Origin of the sequence: Gilliamella apicola (assembly GCF_003202655.1) — a bacterium.
GTDB lineage: Bacteria > Pseudomonadota > Gammaproteobacteria > Enterobacterales > Orbaceae > Gilliamella > Gilliamella apicola_R.
The window spans coordinates 76,817-93,924 of sequence record NZ_QGLR01000007.1; the positions used below are offsets into that span (position 1 = coordinate 76,817).

Below are 17,108 nucleotides of genomic sequence, written 5' to 3' on the forward strand. Positions count from 1 at the left end.
CAATAATTACATGTTCTTATTGAATAAGAATTATAGAAAAAACCTTAATTTATCCAAGTTCAGCAGACAACCATAAGATATAAAATTGTGATACTTCTCACAATTTTAGTAATTCATAGATGTATATAGTTGTACATAGTTGTCTATGGATGTATATTTAACTTAACCAATATTTGAGGTAACAAATGCATATAAATAAATTTTCTAGCACACCACTGTATGTACAAGTGAAAGAATGGATCAGAAATCAGATATACCGAAAAGATTTAAAGTCTGGAGATAGAATTCCTTCTGAAAATGAAATTATGAATATTCTCTCTGTTAGTCGTGGCACGGTTAGAAAAGCAGTTGAATTACTTATTAATGAATCAGTCTTGGAACAGATTCAAGGTAAAGGGACATATGTGAAAGCTGAAAATATATCTTATCAATTAGGTTATGGTTTACAGTCATTTGCAGAATCACTAGAAATGCAACATGTTAAATTCACTACAGAAGTGATTACCAGACGAGTTGAGAAAGCCAATGAATATATTAGCGGCAAATTACAAATCCCAGTTAATTCTAATATTTTTTATATGGAACGAGTACGAAGTGTTAATGGCGAAAAAATTATGTTTATTGAAAATAGAATCAATTTGTCTTTATGTCCTGAAATAGAACATGTCGATTTTACAAAACATAGTTTATTTAATGAATTAGAGCGGATTACTCAAAAGAAAATTGATCACTCGGAATGTCGTTATTCAGCTCGAGTGGTAGGCAAAGAACGGGCAGATATATTAAATATTAGTGATATATCTCCAGTTCTTCATTTAGAACAATTAGTTTTCTTTGATGATGGTCATCCAATCGAATTTGGAAATGTCTGGTTAAAGTCAAATGTTAACTACTTGGGGACAACACTAAGACGAAAGTAGGAGTAAGTTATGGCATTAGTCAATGGGTATACTTTAATAGGTGAAGCTAAAAAACAGAAAACTTTAGCGGGAGCATTTAATACGACAAATTTGGAAACAACATTAGCCATATTAGATGCAATTGAGGAAAGTAATATTCCAAGTATGGTTCAAATTGCACCAACAAACATTGTGTTATCTGGCTACAAATATATTGTTGATATGGTACGAAATCGAGCTAGTACGATGAAAACACCATTTTGTTTACATTTAGATCATGGAAAAACCTTTGAAGATGTTAAACAAGCAGTTGAAGCCGGCTTCACTTCAATTATGATTGATGGTTCTCACTTGCCTTTTGAAGAAAATATTCAATTGACGAAAAAAGTTGTCGACTTTTGTGGCGGATACAATATTCCTGTCGAAGCTGAATTAGGAGCAATAACTGGAAAAGAAGATGATGAAGTTAATGAAGCAGATCGCAAAACCGATCCTAATCAAGTTCAAGAATTTGTCAAAAGAACAGGATGTGCAACTTTAGCTGTTTCTGTTGGTAATGTCCATGGGTTTGAACAACAGCCAAAAATTGATTTTGATCTGTTAGGTAAACTCTCTGAAATTTCGCCAGTATCGCTTGTTATTCATGGTGGTTCGGGAATAGATGATAAAACTTTACAAAAAATTAGCCAATACAACGTAGTTAAACTCAATATAGGTGGCGATCTACGCAGAGCTTATATTAGTTCAATTGGTAAACAATATGTTGCTAATAATAATGAATACAATCTGATTAAAGTTTTGCTTAAAGCAAAAGGTGATGTTCAACAAGTTGTTTATAACAAAATCCTATCTATGAATTTATTAAATATCCATCGATAAAATAACAATATAGGTGGTAATTATGGAATTAGAGCAATTGGATAACAATATTATATTTTTAAACCAAGAATTCGCAAGTCGTGAAGAGATGTTTAAATTTATAAGTCATGAATTATTAAAAAATAATTATGTGACCGAACAATATTTAGAAAAAGTTATTCAAAGGGAAAACAACCATCCAACAGGATTCAAATTGAAAACACTAAATGTTGCCATGCCGCATGTAGATTGTGAATTTGTTAGAAAAAATGGCATGTTTATCTTAACCAGTAAAAAAGGAATTATTTTCAAAAATGCCGAAACTGATGAAGACTTGTCTATCAACATAGTTTTTGGACTATTACTTAAGGAATCAGACACGCATTTAACTTTTTTGATGAAATTGGCATCATCATTTGGCAATGATTCGATCTTGCAAAAAATAGTTGAAAGTAATAACAAAATTGAAATCAAAAATATCTTAAAAGATATTTTGAAATAAGGAGATGTATTATGAAAAAAAGAGTTATTTTTGCCTGTACTAGTGGTATTGCCACTTCAACTATTGCTACAGAAAAAGTTAAAAATTATTGCGCGCAACATGGTATTGAAGTTGAAAATATTCAATCTGATGTTGCAACCGTGCAATCTCAAGATGGAATGGCTGATTTAATCATTGTGACATCTAAAGTCTCTTATAAATTGGAGAAAACACCGATTATTAATGGTGTACCTTTGATTACAACTATAGGTGAAGAGGACCTTTTAGAAGAAATCGTTAGGATCCTAAAAGGAGATTGATCATGGCTGATAAATTACTTGAAATTGTTCAATACATATTAGGTTTCGGGCCTACAGTGATGTTACCTGTTGTGATATTTCTTATGGCGATTTGCTTAGGTGTTAAAGTCGGTAGGGCAATTCGTTCATCTTTAACGATAGGTATGGGATTTGTCGGTATTTTTGTTATTTTCGATTTATTAGGCACCAGTCTTGGTAGTGCAACAACTGATTTAGTTGAACATGCTGGAATTCATTTACCTGTTATTGATCTTGGTTGGCCTCCATTAGCTGCAATTGCATGGGCATCGCCAATTGCTCCATTTGTTATTCCAATGACGATTATCATCAATATTGTGATGTTAACACTCAACTGGACTAAAACAGTTGACATTGATCTATGGAATTTCTGGCACTTTACTTTTGTCGGAGCTTTAGTGTATAGCAGTACTGGTAGTTTTATGTATGGATTAATTATCGCTGGAGTAACAGCCGTAATTACCTTTGTTCTGGCCGATTGGTGTGCGCCGATGATTCAAAAATATTTTGAGCTTCCGGGTATTTCACTACCGACGCTATCATCTGTGATTTTCTTTCCTATTGGTGTTTTAGGTAATCTTATTTTAAATAAAATTCCGGGATTACAGAAATTACATGCTGATCCTGAAACCATTCAAAAAAGATTTGGTATTTTTGGTGAGCCAATGATGATTGGTTTTGTTATCGGTGCCACAATTGGTATTGCTGCTGGTTATGATATTAAAGGTATTTTAAATCTAGCCATTAATTTAGGTGCTGTGATGTTAATTATGCCAAGAATGGTCAAATTATTGATGGAAGGTTTACTACCTTTATCTGATGCCGTTAAGCAATTTTTAAATAAAAAATTCCCTAATAGAAAAAATCTCTATATAGGTTTAGATATTGCAGTTGCTGTTGGACACCCATCTGTATTATCTACTGCGTTGTTACTTATCCCTGTAGGATTAATTTTATCAATTGTTTTACCTGGAAATCGATTATTACCTTTAGGTGATTTAACCAATATTTGGGTGCCTATTTCGATGGTAGTATTAGCTTGCCGAGGTAATATTGTTAGATCATTTATAATTGGTATACCTTGCTTAATTGTGAATCTTTATGTTGCATCTTCAGTAGCGCCAATTATTACTAATATTGCAAGAAGTATTAATTTTCCGGTTAAAACTGATGGTGAATTTTCAAGCCTCTTAGATGGTGGTAATCCGTACCGCTTTTGGGCAGTAAAAGTGTTTGAAGGAAATTATATCGCCTTAGCATTAATTCCAATTATCTTTATTACTTGCTTCCTTTTATATCGTCATACTAAAAAAACATGGGATATAACCTAGAAAAAAGAGCGCGCTCAATATAATTAACCCTATTTATGAAATGAAATAATCTGATAGCTGCTGTTATCTAGATAAGGATAAAACTATCAAAAAATTGGTTACCAAAAAAATAACCATATGAATAAATAGAATTTTATTTGAGGGCGCTTTGGGTTTGTTTAAGTATGATAATTAAAAGAAAAGTAAATAAGGAGGTTTATATGTACTCGATCGGCATTGATATCGGTACAACAAATTGTAAGTTATGCGTTTTTGAATTGCTATCATTAAAACTGATTGATAGCTACTCTTTTGCGACACCAAAAATTAATAGCAAATATGGTTATGACTTTGATATTGAAGCATTATATAGTCAACTGGAACAGGGGCTTATTCAAACCATAAACTCTCTTTCATATGCAGAAAAAGTCAAAAATATCGTAATTGCAAGTGTTGGTGAGTCAGGTGTACTTATCAATCAAGAAGGTGAGGTTGTTGGTCCTTGTATCACTTGGTATGACACTCGAACACAGAAAAATTTAGCAGATATTAATCAGAAATTTTCTGATGAAGAACTTTATTCTATTACTGGTATTCCTATTCATAGTAATTATAGTTTGACTAAAATTTTATGGATTAGAGAAAACTGTAATATCAATTTGCAACAAGTTAAATGGTTATGCATTGCGGAATATATTGCATATAAATTAACAAATCAAAAGCGAGCAGAGTGTTCATTAGCTTCGCGAACGCTTGCTTATGATTTAAAAAATCATTGTTGGTCTGAAAAAATTCAATCGGCTTTTGCTATCAATCATCTATTTGCTGATTTTACTCAATCTGGCAAAAATATAGAAGTGTTAACCTCAACTATATCCACTAAACTGAATTGTAATCAGCCTATTTTTGTTGCTATAGGTGGACATGATCACATGTGTGGTTCAATTGCTGCTGAATTAAAACCTGGTGAAATTCTAAACTCAACAGGTACAACTGAAGGACTCCTTTTATTACTTGAAAAAGTAAATTTCAATAAATCGTTTTTAACTAGTCAGTTATCGTTTGGCAAATATGTTAAAGATGATTTATACACTCTTTATGCATCACTTCCTTCTGCTGGATATAGCATAGAATGGTTCAAGCGCACTTTTTCGGTAACCGATGAAAATTTTGATTTATTAATTGAATCGCTTTTAAACAAACTTGACGACATAAATTATATTAAAAATAGTCTGAATATATTTATACCACATCTACGCGGAAGTGGTCCACCGAAACGAAATATTGACTCGAAAGGATTGTGGTATGGTTTGGGGGAAAACTCGACTTTAGCTGATATTTTATTAAGTATTTTTCAAGGATTATGCTTTGAATTAAAAAATACACTTATAACTATTGAGCAATTAACCGTAACTCATCACCCCATTATAAAAGTAATTGGTGCTGCAGCTAAAAATCCACTCTGGTTACAGCTCAAAGCAGATATTCTTGGTAGGGAAATACTATCTTGTAATATTAAAGAAGCGGTTTGTAAAGGTGGTGTAATGTTAGCAGGGTATGAAAATCATTATCTAGATAAAAATGCGCATATTCAATTTGATAACCCAATAGCCCGCTATATACCCAATCCTAAAATGACGGAATATTATCATCAAATATTTGCCGATTATTACCAACCATTTTTTGAGTTTAAGACCAGTTTAGAGTTTAAATTAAAAAAGGATAATTAAGATGAAAGCATCTGTATGTTATAAAAAAAATGATCTTAGAACCGAAGATCTTCCTACTCCCGAAATTTCTGATAATGAAGTATTAATTAAAATGCTTGCATGTGGTTTATGTGGAACGGATATACAAAAAATAAGGGGGGATTCGGTAACTAAACCTACTGTTCTTGGTCATGAGGTTGTAGGTCAAATCGTAAAAAAGGGCAAAAATATCAATAATTACCAGTTAGGCGATAGAGTAATCACAGCAATACATGTACCTTGCTTTACATGTCATTATTGTAACAAAGGCCATTATACAATTTGTGAGCAATTTAGAACAAATAATATCGATCCCGGTGGTTTTGCTGAATTTATTCGTATTCCTGAATTACATTTAAAGCATCTCACTCATAAAGTTTCAGATAATGTAACCGATGAAGAAGCGACATTGATTGAACCTATTGCTTGTTGTTTGCACGGTTTAAAACAAGCTGATATTAGGCCAGATGATAGTGTACTCATTATGGGGGTAGGGACGATAGGAATATTACATGCTCAATTGGCAAAAATAAAAGGAGCTAATAAAGTTATTGTTAGTGATATGTCAGAATATAAATTACAAAAAGCACTTAAAGTTGGCTGTGATTATGCAATTAATATAACCGAAAAAGATATTATTAGTGAAGTAAATCAGATAACTAATGGACAAGGTGTAGATGTAATTGTTATAGCTGCTGGCGTCTCCTCTTTAGTTTCTGATGCCGTTAATATGGTAAGAAGAGCTGGTCGAATAATTGTATTTTCTGGTTTTGATAAAAATAAATTAGTAACCCTTGATGCAAGTCGTTTCTTCAAAGATGAAATCTCAATAATTGGCACATATTCAGTTACACCTTATGAGTTTCCAGAGGCATTGGATCTTCTTGAAAAAAGAAAACTCAATACTGATGAGATGATAACGCATGTATTTCCATTAGATAAATTAAGTGAAGCAATAGATTTATCAACAGACCCTAAACAATCAGTTTTAAAAGTGATTATTAAGTCTGAAATATAATAATACAAAGCGATTTTCAATTGTTACCTAAGTTCTATAGTTAGTAGAGTAAAATTTAAAGTGAGGTGTTAATTATGAAAAAAATATCAATTAGTTTAATTTTAATCGTGTTAATTGTTAATTTTTTCTCAATTAGTTATGACTTATATTTAAATTTTACTCAATTTCAATTTGATCTATTTTCTACGTTACTTTATATAAGTCTTTTATCTTTTATTAGTTTGCTTATCTTTTTTATTGTGACCAAAAATATTAAGACACCTATCTATTTGTCTTTTTATTTTATCTTATGTCTCATTACTACTATTGTTGAAATTGTTTATTTGTCTTCCTATAAAGTGGGAACCAAAATAAATATGGTTTATTTTCTGATCTATTTTTCACTATTTATATATGTAACTAAATCGATACATATAAAAAAGTATTTCACCGATCAGTAAAATTAGAGGTTATAGTCTTATGTTGAAAAATTTGAGTATCTATTTTGTACGCCATGGAGAAACAGAATTCAATCAATTACAACTTTTTCAAGGTTCATCCGATTCACCACTAACAGCAAAAGGAATAAAACAAGCCAAACAAACAGGAATTGCTTTGAAAAATATAGATTTTAATTTTGCTTATTCGAGTCCACAAAAAAGAGCAGTTGATACCGCTAACTATATTATTGCTAATCGCAATATTAATTTAGATTTTCATGATGGATTAAGAGAAATTAGTTTTGGTAATTGGGAACAAAAATTTGTACCCGATTATTATTCCAATGAAGATTTTATCAATTTCGAACAGAATGCCCAAAAATATTCTACATTAGATAATAAAGGTGAAAGTTTTAAAGAGCTACTTGATCGCTCAACTCGTGTAATAGCGGACATAGTTGAACAACATTATCATGGCAATATCCTTGTTGTTTCACATGGTTCATTATTAAGACAGCTTATATATGTTATTACAGGAGGCGCATGGCAAGATCATCTAGAAAAAACGACTATATTAGGTAATTCAAGTATTAGTATCGTAAATTATCAACAAACTGATTTTGATGCACCAGGCATTTTTAGTATCGAAGTATTAAATCAGATAGATCATTTAAATTAGTGTGAGATTTTTCTTGATTAAGATAGTGAATTATCTCATTGTAGAAAAAATTAATACTATTATCCGGTTAGTTTATTGGATTAACATCAATTTTTATGGAAAACAACAATTCAATATGGTTCTTATATATCATCCGAACCGCCAAACAATCATTGTATACCGGCATTACTACTGATGTAACTCGTCGTTTACATCAACATCAGATGGGGAAAGGAGCGAAACATTTAAAAGGACACAAGGATCTTACTGTTGTTTACCAGCTGAGTGTAGGGCAGAGATCTACCGCCTTGAAGTTAGAGTATCGTATCAAGCAGTTATCTAAAATTCAGAAAGAAAAGCTTGTTTTATTATCGCCGAATTTAGATGAGTTATTCACTTTTTTGAATCTAAAAAAGATTGAATAATATGTTAAGTTTTACATTATTGATATTAACTTTAATGCTGGCGCTTTAATTGCTTCAATTTGTTGGTTAAATTGTTTTAACTGTTGTTGCCAAAAGTCAATATCAGTCAACCAAGGGAAGGCACGAGGAAAAGCCGGATCTTGCCAACGTTGAATAATCCATGCCAGATGGTGCACGATTCGCATTGCTCGTAATGGTTCGATTAATTTCAATTGGTTATTATCAAATAAGAAAAATTCTTCGTAAAGTTCAATAAAACTCGTTAACTGAATTTGTTGTTGGTGGTGATCACCATTTAGGAGCATCCAGATATCTTGAATTGCAGGACCGTTTCTCGCGTCATCAAAGTCAACCATGATGGCTTTATCCCGCCATAAAATATTTCCGGGATGACAATCGGCATGTAGTCGAATTGGTTGCCAATCGTTATGCCAATGTTGTTCAACAGTTTTAATTAAATCACGGAGGATGATGTTAAGATCTGTTTGGATTTTATTCGGTATGATGGCGTTAGATAACAAAATTTCTTGAGGTTGGTAAAGATATTCTTGCAAACCTATGGTTGGACGATGTTCAAAAGGTTGTTTTGCGCCAATTTGATGAATTCGACCAAGCATAGTTGCAACTGAATCAAATTGCTCTAAATTATCGGTTTCATATTGTCTTGCGCCAACACTTGGAAATAATGCAAAGAGATAGCCTTGATATTCATGCACACTACTGTTGTTAATTATCAGTGGTGCAATAACTGAGATATCTGCCTGTGATAATTGTTGAGTAAATTGATGCTCTTCAATAATTTGTGATCTATTCCAGCGATGTGGCCGATAATATTTAACGACATAACGAGTGCGATTTTCGTCGGAAAATTGATATACGCGGTTTTCATAACTATTTAACGCGGTGAGGCCTGAATCAACGTTGATACCGATAGTTGCTAAACTATTAAAAATGAGTTCAGGTGTTAAAGTTTGAAAAGAAAATGCACTGTTATTCATTATGTTCCTTTATTGTTGGCTAAACCATTCATCTAATTTTTGTTTTAGAGCTTCTAAACCTACACGTTTTGGTGATGAGAATGGTGCAACCGTTATATCGCCTTGAAATGGTAAGATGGCTTCTTTAACCATATTCACTTGTTTTTTTTGGGCGCCGGAAGCCAGTTTATCTGCTTTTGTTAATAGCAGCATTACCGGGATATTGACCGACACTGCCCACTCAATCATTTGTTGATCTAAATCTTTTAGAGGATGTCGAATATCCATCAATACGACCAAACCTTTTAGACTCTCTCGTTTTTGCAAATATTCACCAAGAGACTTTTGCCATTTGCGTTTGATCGCTTCTGGTACTTGGGCATAACCATAGCCCGGTAAATCAACTAAGCGGCAGTTTTCTGCAACTTCAAATAAGTTTATTAGTTGAGTTCTTCCCGGTGTTTTGCTGGTTCTTGCTAACGCTTTTTGGTTAGTTAACGTATTGAGTGCACTTGATTTTCCTGCATTTGATCGTCCAGCAAATGCAATTTCAACGCCGGTATCTACTGGTAAATGAGTAATGTCTGGAGCACTTAAAATGAAATGCGTTTTCGCATAATTTAATGGTCGAATGTCGGTCATAAACAATATCCTTTAAGTGCATTAACGGCACTTAATCACTTAAAATGCCGTTACTGTATAGAAAAACTTAGGAATTGACAACTTTTTCGACTGCGGTACTAAGTCGGTTCATTCCCTCTTTTATTTCGTCTTCAGATATGATTAGTGAAGGGGTAAAACGTAGTACATTTGGCCCAGCATTTAGTATCATTACTTTACACTCAGAAGCCACATTTAAAAACTCGCGAGCCTTACTATGGAATTTTGGTTGTAATTCAGCACCTAAAAGTAATCCTTTACCTCGATATTCTCGAAATACTTTGAATTTATCATTAATACTTTCAAGTTGTTCAATAAAGATTGCCCGACGTTTTTCTACGCCTTGAATTACCTCAGGTGTGTTGATAATATCAAAAGCCTCACAACCAACAGCACAAGCTAATGGGTTACCGCCATAAGTTGTACCGTGGACACCCGGATGCATGACTGATGCAATCTCATTGGTTGTTAGCATTGCGCTAATTGGGAAGCCGCCGCCAAGTGCTTTGGCGGAAGTTAAAATATCAGGCACAACATCATATTGTTGATAAGTGTACAAACTACCTGTTCGTCCCATACCACACTGCACTTCGTCAAAAACTAATAAGGCGTTATATTGATCGCAAAGTGCTCTTACACCTTTTAAAAATTCTGGTGTTGCTGATGTTAATCCACCTTCTCCTTGTACAGGCTCTAACACCACGGCACAAGTATGATCATCCATTACCGCTTTAACGGCATTTAAATCATTAAAAGGGACATGAATAATATCAGCCGGCTTAGGTCCAAAACCATCGGAATATTTAGCTTGCCCGCCAACGGAAACGGTAAAAAAGGTGCGACCGTGAAAAGATTGATAAAATGCGATAATTTTAGTTTTATAGGGACTATATTTTTCAGCCGCATAGTATCTTGCTAATTTAAAAGCGGCTTCATTTGCTTCAGCTCCTGAATTGGCAAAGAAAACACGATCAGCGAAGGTATTATCGATAATTTTTTTGGCAAGGCGTAAAGCTGGTTCATTGGTAAAAACATTACTGACATGCCATAATTGTTCACTTTGTTGGTGTAAAGCATTAATTAATCTAGGGTGGCAATGACCAAGGGCATTAACCGCTATTCCCCCAGCAAAATCGATATATTCGTTACCATCTTGATCCCATACTCGACTACCTTTTCCTTTCACCGGTATAAATTTAGCTGGTGAGTAAACCGGGAGAATGACTTTATCAAACAGTTCTCTTGTTATTTCTGGCTGCATTATTCAATCCTTATATTAACCAACAGTCATGATATATTTTATGTTATTTGCGAAGATAGTAAAGTAAATATTTATTCATAATTATTGAATTTATATTCACTTAAAGTGATAAATATTTTATATATTTTACTCTTTTTTGTAATTATTTTCGGGTATAATTGGCAACTAATTAATAATTGTTAATAAAGTAGGAATAAATATGAGTCGTATTATTTATTGCCATTTTCTAAAAGAAGAGTCCCAAGGTCTAGATTATCAGCTTTATCCAGGAGAGCTAGGTAAGCGTATTTATAATGAAATTTCTAAGTTAGCTTGGCAAGAGTGGCTTAAAAAACAAACAATGTTAATTAATGAAAATAAGTTTAATATGATGAATTTAGAACATCGTAAAAAAATTGAAAATGAGATGGTTAAGTTTTTGTTTGAAGGTGAAGATGTGGTGATCGATGGGTATAAACCTGAAAATTGAGAGCTAACAATGAAAACCAATTTTAAAATCCTTGCATTACTCATTTCAGTAAGTTTATTAACAGCCTGTCCCGGCTCAAATAACAGAAAAACTGACAAAGATTATTATGTAAAAGACACCAACGCGTTTAATATTTTAATCAGTCAGTATGCTAATAATATAGAGGAAATCTGGGGACCTAAAGAGGTCCTTATTGCTGGACCAAAAGATTATGTTCAGTATGAGGATAATTTACAAACTCGAGTGCATATCAACTTTGTTTCAGGGATAATCACCATTGAGACACTATCTGATACGCCTATTGAAAATTTGAAAGAAGCGATTGTTTCAACATTGCTCATGCCTGAACCGGTTGACATCATAAGGCGAGATAAAATAAGCCAGAATTTATCCGAAGAGCCTTTTTTATATAATCAGGTTCTAGACCAAGAAAGACAACCAATCCGTTGGAGTGGTAGGGCGAATAGTTTTGCTGATTATTTACTGGCCAATAATTTGAACGTTCGTTCATCTGGATCGCATAATATTACTTATGTTGAAATTAAACTTGTTGCAAATCATATTAACCAGCGAGCAAGAAAATTCTTACCTTTAGTTACCGAAGCGGCAAATCGTTACTCCATTGATGAACGATTAATTTTAGCGATTATCGAAGTTGAATCGGCATTCAACCCTTATGCTGTTAGTCGTACCGATTCGTTAGGATTGATGCAAGTACAACAACATACCTCCGGGCGTGATGTCTTCATATTTCGAGGAAAATCGGGAGAACCAAGTCGACAATTTCTACTCGATCCTCGTAATAATGTTGATATAGGAACCGCTTATTTATCCCTACTGAAAACTAAGTATTTAGCTGGCATCAAAAATCCAATCTCATTACGCTATGCAATGATCACTTCCTATAATGGTGGTGCAGGTAGTGTATTGCGGACGTTTTCAGATGATCGAAATGAAGCCATTAAAATTATTAATTCAATGACACCGCAACAAGTTTACCGAAAATTAGTGACTTCACATGTTTCTCAAGAGTCACGCAACTATTTGGTGAAAGTCAGTAATCTTTTAGGTAATCACTAATAATTAAATTAATGATCAATAGCCACTTTTCTAACCTAAAGTAAAATGTTCAAAAGTGGCTAATTTATAGACGACGCAAATAATCAGTAATTAATGTTTTTTTAGTTTTCAAGTTTTTTAATAAAAAAAACGTGATCTACGTTAATTTTGGAGTATACTATGCGCCTCATAAAAGCATAGTTTTTTTGAGGATGTCAACTTGAGTAATGATAAGCTTGTGGACTCGTTTTCTCCCGCACAAATGACCCAAATCGCCGAAGAACTTGGCAATTATAAAGTTAATAAACACCCTAGTAGTACTATCTTATCTGCTATTCTTGCAGGTGTTTTTATCTCCATCGCCTTCGTATTCTATATTACTGCAACCACTGGTACAGCAACCGTTGCTTTTGGACTTGCTAAACTAGTTGGCGGTATCTGTTTCTCGCTTGGTTTGATGCTTGTTGTTTGTTGTGGAACGGATCTATTTACTTCAACCATTTTAACTATTTTACCTAAAATGACGCATAGAATAAGTTGGGTAAAAATGTTTCGTAACTGGATTTTTGTCTATATTGGTAACTTTATTGGTGCTATACTGTTTGTAGCAATTATTTGGTTTTCTGGGCAATATATGGTTGCCAATGGTTTGTGGGGATTAAATGTCTTACAAACTGCAGATCATAAATTACACCATACTTTCATCGAAGCGGTGTTCCTTGGTTTATTAGCTAATTTAATGGTGTGTTTAGCGGCTTGGATGAGTTATGCAGGTCGCAGTTTACTCGATAAAATGCTAATTATGGTGTTACCTGTGGCAATGTTTGTCGCCAGTGGTTTTGAACATAGCATTGCAAATATGTTTATGATTCCTATGGGAATTGTAATTAATAATTTTGCGTCACCTGAGTTTTGGGCTGCTGTCGGGGTCGCTCCTGATACCTTTAAGGCACTAACAGTTGAGCATTTTATTGTAAATAATTTAATTCCTGTTACTATCGGGAATATTTTAGGGGGCTTATTAGTCGCCGTTCCTAATTGGGCTTTACATTTACGTAAGCCACATTGATTTTATAATATTTACCCTTATGTAAGAGTAGATAGATATTTTTGTAAACCTGAGGTTAATAACTATGAGTAATTTAAATGAAGTACAAGCAAAGGCTTGGAAAGGATTTAAAGAGGGTGATTGGCAAAATAATGTCAATGTTCGCGATTTCATTCAAAAAAATTACACACCTTATGAGGGTGATGAATCTTTCTTAGCTGGCGCTACAGAAGCAACCACTAAATTGTGGGATAAAGTGATGGAAGGTATCAAATTTGAAAACTCCACTCATACGCCAGTTGATTTTGATACAAGTGTAATCTCTACTATCACTGCTCATGATGCAGGTTATATCGAAAAGGATTTAGAGAAGATTGTCGGTTTACAAACTGAAAAACCATTAAAACGTGCAATTATCCCGTTTGGTGGTATCAAAATGATCGAAAATTCTTGTAAAGCTTACGATAGAACTTTAGATCCATTAGTTAAAAAAATCTTTACTGAATATCGTAAAACTCACAACCAAGGTGTATTTGATATTTATACTCCAGATATTCTACGTTGTCGTAAATCAGGTGTAATCACTGGTCTTCCTGATGCTTATGGTCGTGGTCGTATCATTGGTGACTACCGTCGTGTTGCGCTTTACGGTATCGATTACTTAATGCAAGATAAATTTGCACAATTCACTTCATTACAAGCTGACTTTGAAAATGGCGTTGATTTACCAATGACTATGCAACGTCGTGAAGAAATTGCTGAACAACATCGTGCACTAGGTCAAATTAAAGAAATGGCAGCGAAATATGGTTTCGATATTTCAGCACCAGCAACTACTGCACAAGAAGCTGTTCAATGGACCTATTTTGGTTATTTAGCTGCGGTTAAATCTCAAAATGGTGCGGCGATGTCTCTTGGTCGTACTTCTACTTTCTTTGATATCTATTTCCAACGTGATTTAGCAGCTGGTTTAATTACCGAAAAAGAAGCGCAAGAAATTGTTGACCACTTCGTTATGAAATTACGTATGGTTCGTTTCTTACGTACTCCTGAATATGATGAATTATTCTCAGGTGACCCAATTTGGGCAACAGAATCTATTGCCGGTATGGGTGTTGACGGACGTACACTTGTTACTAAAACATCTTTCCGTTTCTTAAATACTCTATATACAATGGGTCCTTCTCCAGAACCAAATATGACAATTCTTTGGTCTGAACAATTACCTTCTGGATTTAAAGAATTTGCATCTAAAGTATCTATCGATACTTCATCTTTACAATATGAAAATGATGACTTGATGCGTCCTGATTTCAATAACGATGACTATGCTATTGCATGTTGTGTAAGTCCAATGATTGTTGGTAAACAAATGCAATTCTTTGGTGCTCGTGCAAACCTTGCTAAAACTCTTCTATACGCAATCAATGGCGGTGTGGATGAGAAATTAAAAATGCAAGTTGGTCCTAAAGAAGATCCAATTACTGACGAATATCTTGATTTTGACAAAGTGTTCGCTCGTTTAGATCACTTCATGGATTGGTTAGCAAAACAATATGTGACTGCATTAAATGCAATTCACTATATGCACGATAAATATAGTTATGAAGCATCATTAATGGCGCTACATGACCGTGATATTATTCGTACTATGGCTTGTGGTATTGCTGGTCTTTCTGTTGCAGCTGACTCATTATCTGCAATTAAATATGCGAAAGTAAAAACTATTCGTGATGAAGATGGTTTAGCCGTTGACTTCGAAATCGAAGGTGAATATCCACAATTTGGTAACAATGATCCACGTGTTGATGATATTGCAGTTGATTTAGTTGAACGTTTCATGAAGAAAATTCAAAAACTTAAAACTTATCGTAATGCAATTCCTACTCAATCTGTGTTAACGATTACTTCAAACGTAGTATATGGTAAGAAAACAGGTAACACTCCAGACGGACGCCGTGCTGGTGCGCCATTTGGACCTGGTGCTAACCCGATGCACGGACGTGACCAAAAAGGTGCGGTTGCTTCATTAACTTCTGTAGCTAAATTACCATTTGCTTATGCGAAAGATGGTATTTCATATACTTTCTCAATCGTTCCTAATGCATTAGGTAAAGACGATGATGCGCGTAAACGTAACTTAGCTGGCTTAATGGATGGTTACTTCCATCACGAAGCTACAGTTGAAGGTGGTCAACATCTAAATGTTAACGTTTTAAATCGTGAAACATTATTAGATGCGATGGAACATCCAGAAAAATATCCACAATTAACTATTCGTGTATCTGGATACGCAGTACGTTTCAATTCGTTGACTAAAGAGCAACAAAAAGACGTTATTACACGTACTTTTACTACAACCATGTAAAATACGTACTTAAATAATATCGTTGATATAATTTAAACTAATTTAAAGCGGCGTAATATTAAATTACGCCGTTTTTTTATTTCTAATAAAATATTCTATTACTTATTAATTTAATTAAATTTTATCGAAAGGTTAGTTTTATTTTATATAAAAATACTCGGGGCAAGATACATCAAAAGTTATTGAAAATTAATTTTTTGCTATAAATGGAAAAATCTAATAGATTTTGAATAAAAAAATATGTTAGGATTTTGAATTGTTAACAGATAATTTACTATAAAATTACTGTATTTAAGCGGTTAGCAATGATGTTAATCAGCTTAATTTATTTTAATAGGTAATTAATAAAAGATTTATTTAGTAATAAATTGATAAGATAAAAGCAATATAAAGCTTCATTTAAGTAATTATATAAATAATAACATATACTAAATAAATAATAATTCCCTCTTTATTTAAGGAAAAATAGATGAGAAGACTACCTGTTTATCTTGTATTAGACACATCAGGGTCCATGTATGGAGAAGCAATTGAAGCGGTTAAAAATGGTGTACAAACTCTATTAACTACTCTTAGACAAGATCCTTACGCCCTTGAGACAGCTTTTATTTCAGTAATTACATTTAATACTTCCGCCACCCAAATTATACCATTGACTGATTTATTAAGTTTTAAAACTCCAGAACTTGTAGCTACAGGTACAACATCATTAGGTGAGGCATTAAGCCTTACCGCAGATTGTATTGAGAAAGAGGTTGTTAAGACAACCTATGATACAAAAGGAGATTGGCGACCTCTTGTCTTTATAATGACGGATGGAATGCCTACTGACGATTGGGAAAAAGGGTTAAAAAAATTCCAAAACGTGAAGAAAGGTATGGTTATAGCATGTGCTGTAGGGGAATCAGTTGATAGTTCCATTTTAAAAAATATCACAGAAATAGTCATGCAATTGGAAACTGCCGATTCAAGTTCAATTAAATCGTTCTTTAAATGGGTATCTGCTAGTATTTCTACTGGAAGTGAAAAAGTTGAATCAAATCGAAAAGAAGTCATAGGTTTAGAGGATTTACCTCCACCACCACCTGAAGTTAACATTGTTTTATAATCAA

The 17,108-nt window shown here is 33.5% G+C and carries 17 protein-coding genes; 14 read left to right on the forward strand and 3 right to left on the reverse strand.

The window, feature by feature from the left end; all coding sequences use genetic code 11:
• Nucleotides 1–185 precede the first annotated feature (185 nt).
• From DKK70_RS03220 to DKK70_RS03260, 9 genes are all read left to right on the forward strand, one after another.
• Complete coding sequence (locus DKK70_RS03220) at nt 186–920, forward strand: GntR family transcriptional regulator (protein ID WP_110432708.1); 735 nt, start codon at nt 186–188, stop codon at nt 918–920.
• Nucleotides 921–929: 9 nt separating this feature from the next.
• On the forward strand, nt 930–1,778 hold the full coding sequence (locus tag DKK70_RS03225) for a class II aldolase (RefSeq protein ID WP_110432709.1): 849 nt from the start codon (nt 930–932) through the stop codon (nt 1,776–1,778).
• 22 nt (nt 1,779–1,800) lie between these two features.
• On the forward strand, nt 1,801–2,259 hold the full coding sequence (locus tag DKK70_RS03230; RefSeq protein WP_110432710.1) for a PTS sugar transporter subunit IIA: 459 nt from the start codon (nt 1,801–1,803) through the stop codon (nt 2,257–2,259).
• A gap of 11 nt (nt 2,260–2,270) precedes the next feature.
• Nucleotides 2,271–2,558 carry a PTS sugar transporter subunit IIB gene (locus DKK70_RS03235; protein WP_110432711.1) on the forward strand — a complete coding sequence of 96 codons (288 nt, stop codon included), beginning with the start codon at nt 2,271–2,273 and terminating at the stop codon, nt 2,556–2,558.
• Between the two features lie 2 nt (nt 2,559–2,560).
• Nucleotides 2,561–3,907, forward strand: coding sequence for a PTS galactitol transporter subunit IIC (locus tag DKK70_RS03240; protein ID WP_110432712.1), 1,347 nt, complete (start codon nt 2,561–2,563; stop codon nt 3,905–3,907).
• Between the two features lie 200 nt (nt 3,908–4,107).
• Nucleotides 4,108–5,616 carry an FGGY-family carbohydrate kinase gene (locus tag DKK70_RS03245; RefSeq protein WP_181415897.1) on the forward strand — a complete coding sequence of 503 codons (1,509 nt, stop codon included), beginning with the start codon at nt 4,108–4,110 and terminating at the stop codon, nt 5,614–5,616.
• Between the two features lies 1 nt (nt 5,617).
• Nucleotides 5,618–6,652 (forward strand): zinc-dependent dehydrogenase, encoded by a 1,035-nt coding sequence (locus DKK70_RS03250; RefSeq protein WP_110432714.1) that lies wholly within the window; start codon nt 5,618–5,620, stop codon nt 6,650–6,652.
• Between the two features lie 459 nt (nt 6,653–7,111).
• A complete protein-coding gene (locus DKK70_RS03255; RefSeq protein ID WP_110432715.1) occupies nt 7,112–7,750 on the forward strand; it encodes a histidine phosphatase family protein in 639 nt (212 codons plus the stop codon).
• 95 nt (nt 7,751–7,845) lie between these two features.
• Nucleotides 7,846–8,154, forward strand: a complete 309-nt coding sequence (locus DKK70_RS03260) for a GIY-YIG nuclease family protein (protein WP_110432716.1) — start codon at nt 7,846–7,848, stop codon at nt 8,152–8,154.
• A gap of 11 nt (nt 8,155–8,165) precedes the next feature.
• Here DKK70_RS03260 and DKK70_RS03265 read toward each other — a convergent pair whose 3' ends face one another.
• From DKK70_RS03265 to DKK70_RS03275, 3 genes are all read right to left on the reverse strand, one after another.
• Nucleotides 8,166–9,152, reverse strand: coding sequence for a serine/threonine protein kinase (locus DKK70_RS03265; RefSeq protein WP_110432717.1), 987 nt, complete (start codon nt 9,150–9,152; stop codon nt 8,166–8,168).
• Nucleotides 9,153–9,161: 9 nt separating this feature from the next.
• Entirely contained in the window at nt 9,162–9,764 is a 603-nt protein-coding gene (gene yihA / locus DKK70_RS03270; RefSeq protein WP_110423294.1) for a ribosome biogenesis GTP-binding protein YihA/YsxC, read from the reverse strand.
• A 76-nt stretch (nt 9,765–9,840) separates the two neighbouring features.
• Nucleotides 9,841–11,052: an aspartate aminotransferase family protein gene (locus tag DKK70_RS03275; protein WP_110432718.1), complete on the reverse strand. Its 1,212-nt coding sequence runs from the start codon at nt 11,050–11,052 to the stop codon at nt 9,841–9,843.
• A 199-nt stretch (nt 11,053–11,251) separates the two neighbouring features.
• Between DKK70_RS03275 and DKK70_RS03280 the strand changes: the two genes are divergently transcribed.
• The 5 genes from DKK70_RS03280 to DKK70_RS03300 all read left to right on the forward strand — a co-directional run bounded on the left by DKK70_RS03280 (nt 11,252) and on the right by DKK70_RS03300 (nt 17,104).
• Nucleotides 11,252–11,521, forward strand: coding sequence for an oxidative damage protection protein (locus DKK70_RS03280; protein ID WP_110432719.1), 270 nt, complete (start codon nt 11,252–11,254; stop codon nt 11,519–11,521).
• Between the two features lie 9 nt (nt 11,522–11,530).
• Complete coding sequence (gene mltC / locus DKK70_RS03285; RefSeq protein WP_110432720.1) at nt 11,531–12,601, forward strand: membrane-bound lytic murein transglycosylase MltC; 1,071 nt, start codon at nt 11,531–11,533, stop codon at nt 12,599–12,601.
• A 199-nt stretch (nt 12,602–12,800) separates the two neighbouring features.
• Complete coding sequence (gene focA, locus DKK70_RS03290) at nt 12,801–13,649, forward strand: formate transporter FocA (RefSeq protein ID WP_034902976.1); 849 nt, start codon at nt 12,801–12,803, stop codon at nt 13,647–13,649.
• 64 nt (nt 13,650–13,713) lie between these two features.
• Nucleotides 13,714–15,996: a formate C-acetyltransferase gene (pflB, locus tag DKK70_RS03295; RefSeq protein ID WP_110432721.1), complete on the forward strand. Its 2,283-nt coding sequence runs from the start codon at nt 13,714–13,716 to the stop codon at nt 15,994–15,996.
• Between the two features lie 469 nt (nt 15,997–16,465).
• Nucleotides 16,466–17,104 (forward strand): vWA domain-containing protein, encoded by a 639-nt coding sequence (locus DKK70_RS03300; protein WP_110432722.1) that lies wholly within the window; start codon nt 16,466–16,468, stop codon nt 17,102–17,104.
• The last annotated feature ends 4 nt before the right edge of the window (nt 17,105–17,108 follow it).

Bases quoted from the DNA above. Each gene is read 5' to 3' on its own strand.
- mltC (WP_110432720.1), top strand. From the start codon at position 11,531: ATGAAAACCAATTTTAAAATCCTTGCATTACTCATTTCAGTAAGTTTA.
- DKK70_RS03225 (WP_110432709.1), top strand. From the start codon at position 930: ATGGCATTAGTCAATGGGTATACTTTAATAGGTGAAGCTAAAAAACAG.
- DKK70_RS03250 (WP_110432714.1), top strand. From the start codon at position 5,618: ATGAAAGCATCTGTATGTTATAAAAAAAATGATCTTAGAACCGAAGAT.
- DKK70_RS03260 (WP_110432716.1), top strand. From the start codon at position 7,846: ATGGAAAACAACAATTCAATATGGTTCTTATATATCATCCGAACCGCC.
- DKK70_RS03235 (WP_110432711.1), top strand. From the start codon at position 2,271: ATGAAAAAAAGAGTTATTTTTGCCTGTACTAGTGGTATTGCCACTTCA.
- DKK70_RS03275 (WP_110432718.1), bottom strand. From the start codon at position 11,052: ATGCAGCCAGAAATAACAAGAGAACTGTTTGATAAAGTCATTCTCCCG.
- DKK70_RS03300 (WP_110432722.1), top strand. From the start codon at position 16,466: ATGAGAAGACTACCTGTTTATCTTGTATTAGACACATCAGGGTCCATG.
- DKK70_RS03265 (WP_110432717.1), bottom strand. From the start codon at position 9,152: ATGAATAACAGTGCATTTTCTTTTCAAACTTTAACACCTGAACTCATT.
- DKK70_RS03230 (WP_110432710.1), top strand. From the start codon at position 1,801: ATGGAATTAGAGCAATTGGATAACAATATTATATTTTTAAACCAAGAA.
- DKK70_RS03255 (WP_110432715.1), top strand. From the start codon at position 7,112: ATGTTGAAAAATTTGAGTATCTATTTTGTACGCCATGGAGAAACAGAA.
- pflB (WP_110432721.1), top strand. From the start codon at position 13,714: ATGAGTAATTTAAATGAAGTACAAGCAAAGGCTTGGAAAGGATTTAAA.
- DKK70_RS03280 (WP_110432719.1), top strand. From the start codon at position 11,252: ATGAGTCGTATTATTTATTGCCATTTTCTAAAAGAAGAGTCCCAAGGT.
- DKK70_RS03240 (WP_110432712.1), top strand. From the start codon at position 2,561: ATGGCTGATAAATTACTTGAAATTGTTCAATACATATTAGGTTTCGGG.
- DKK70_RS03220 (WP_110432708.1), top strand. From the start codon at position 186: ATGCATATAAATAAATTTTCTAGCACACCACTGTATGTACAAGTGAAA.
- DKK70_RS03245 (WP_181415897.1), top strand. From the start codon at position 4,108: ATGTACTCGATCGGCATTGATATCGGTACAACAAATTGTAAGTTATGC.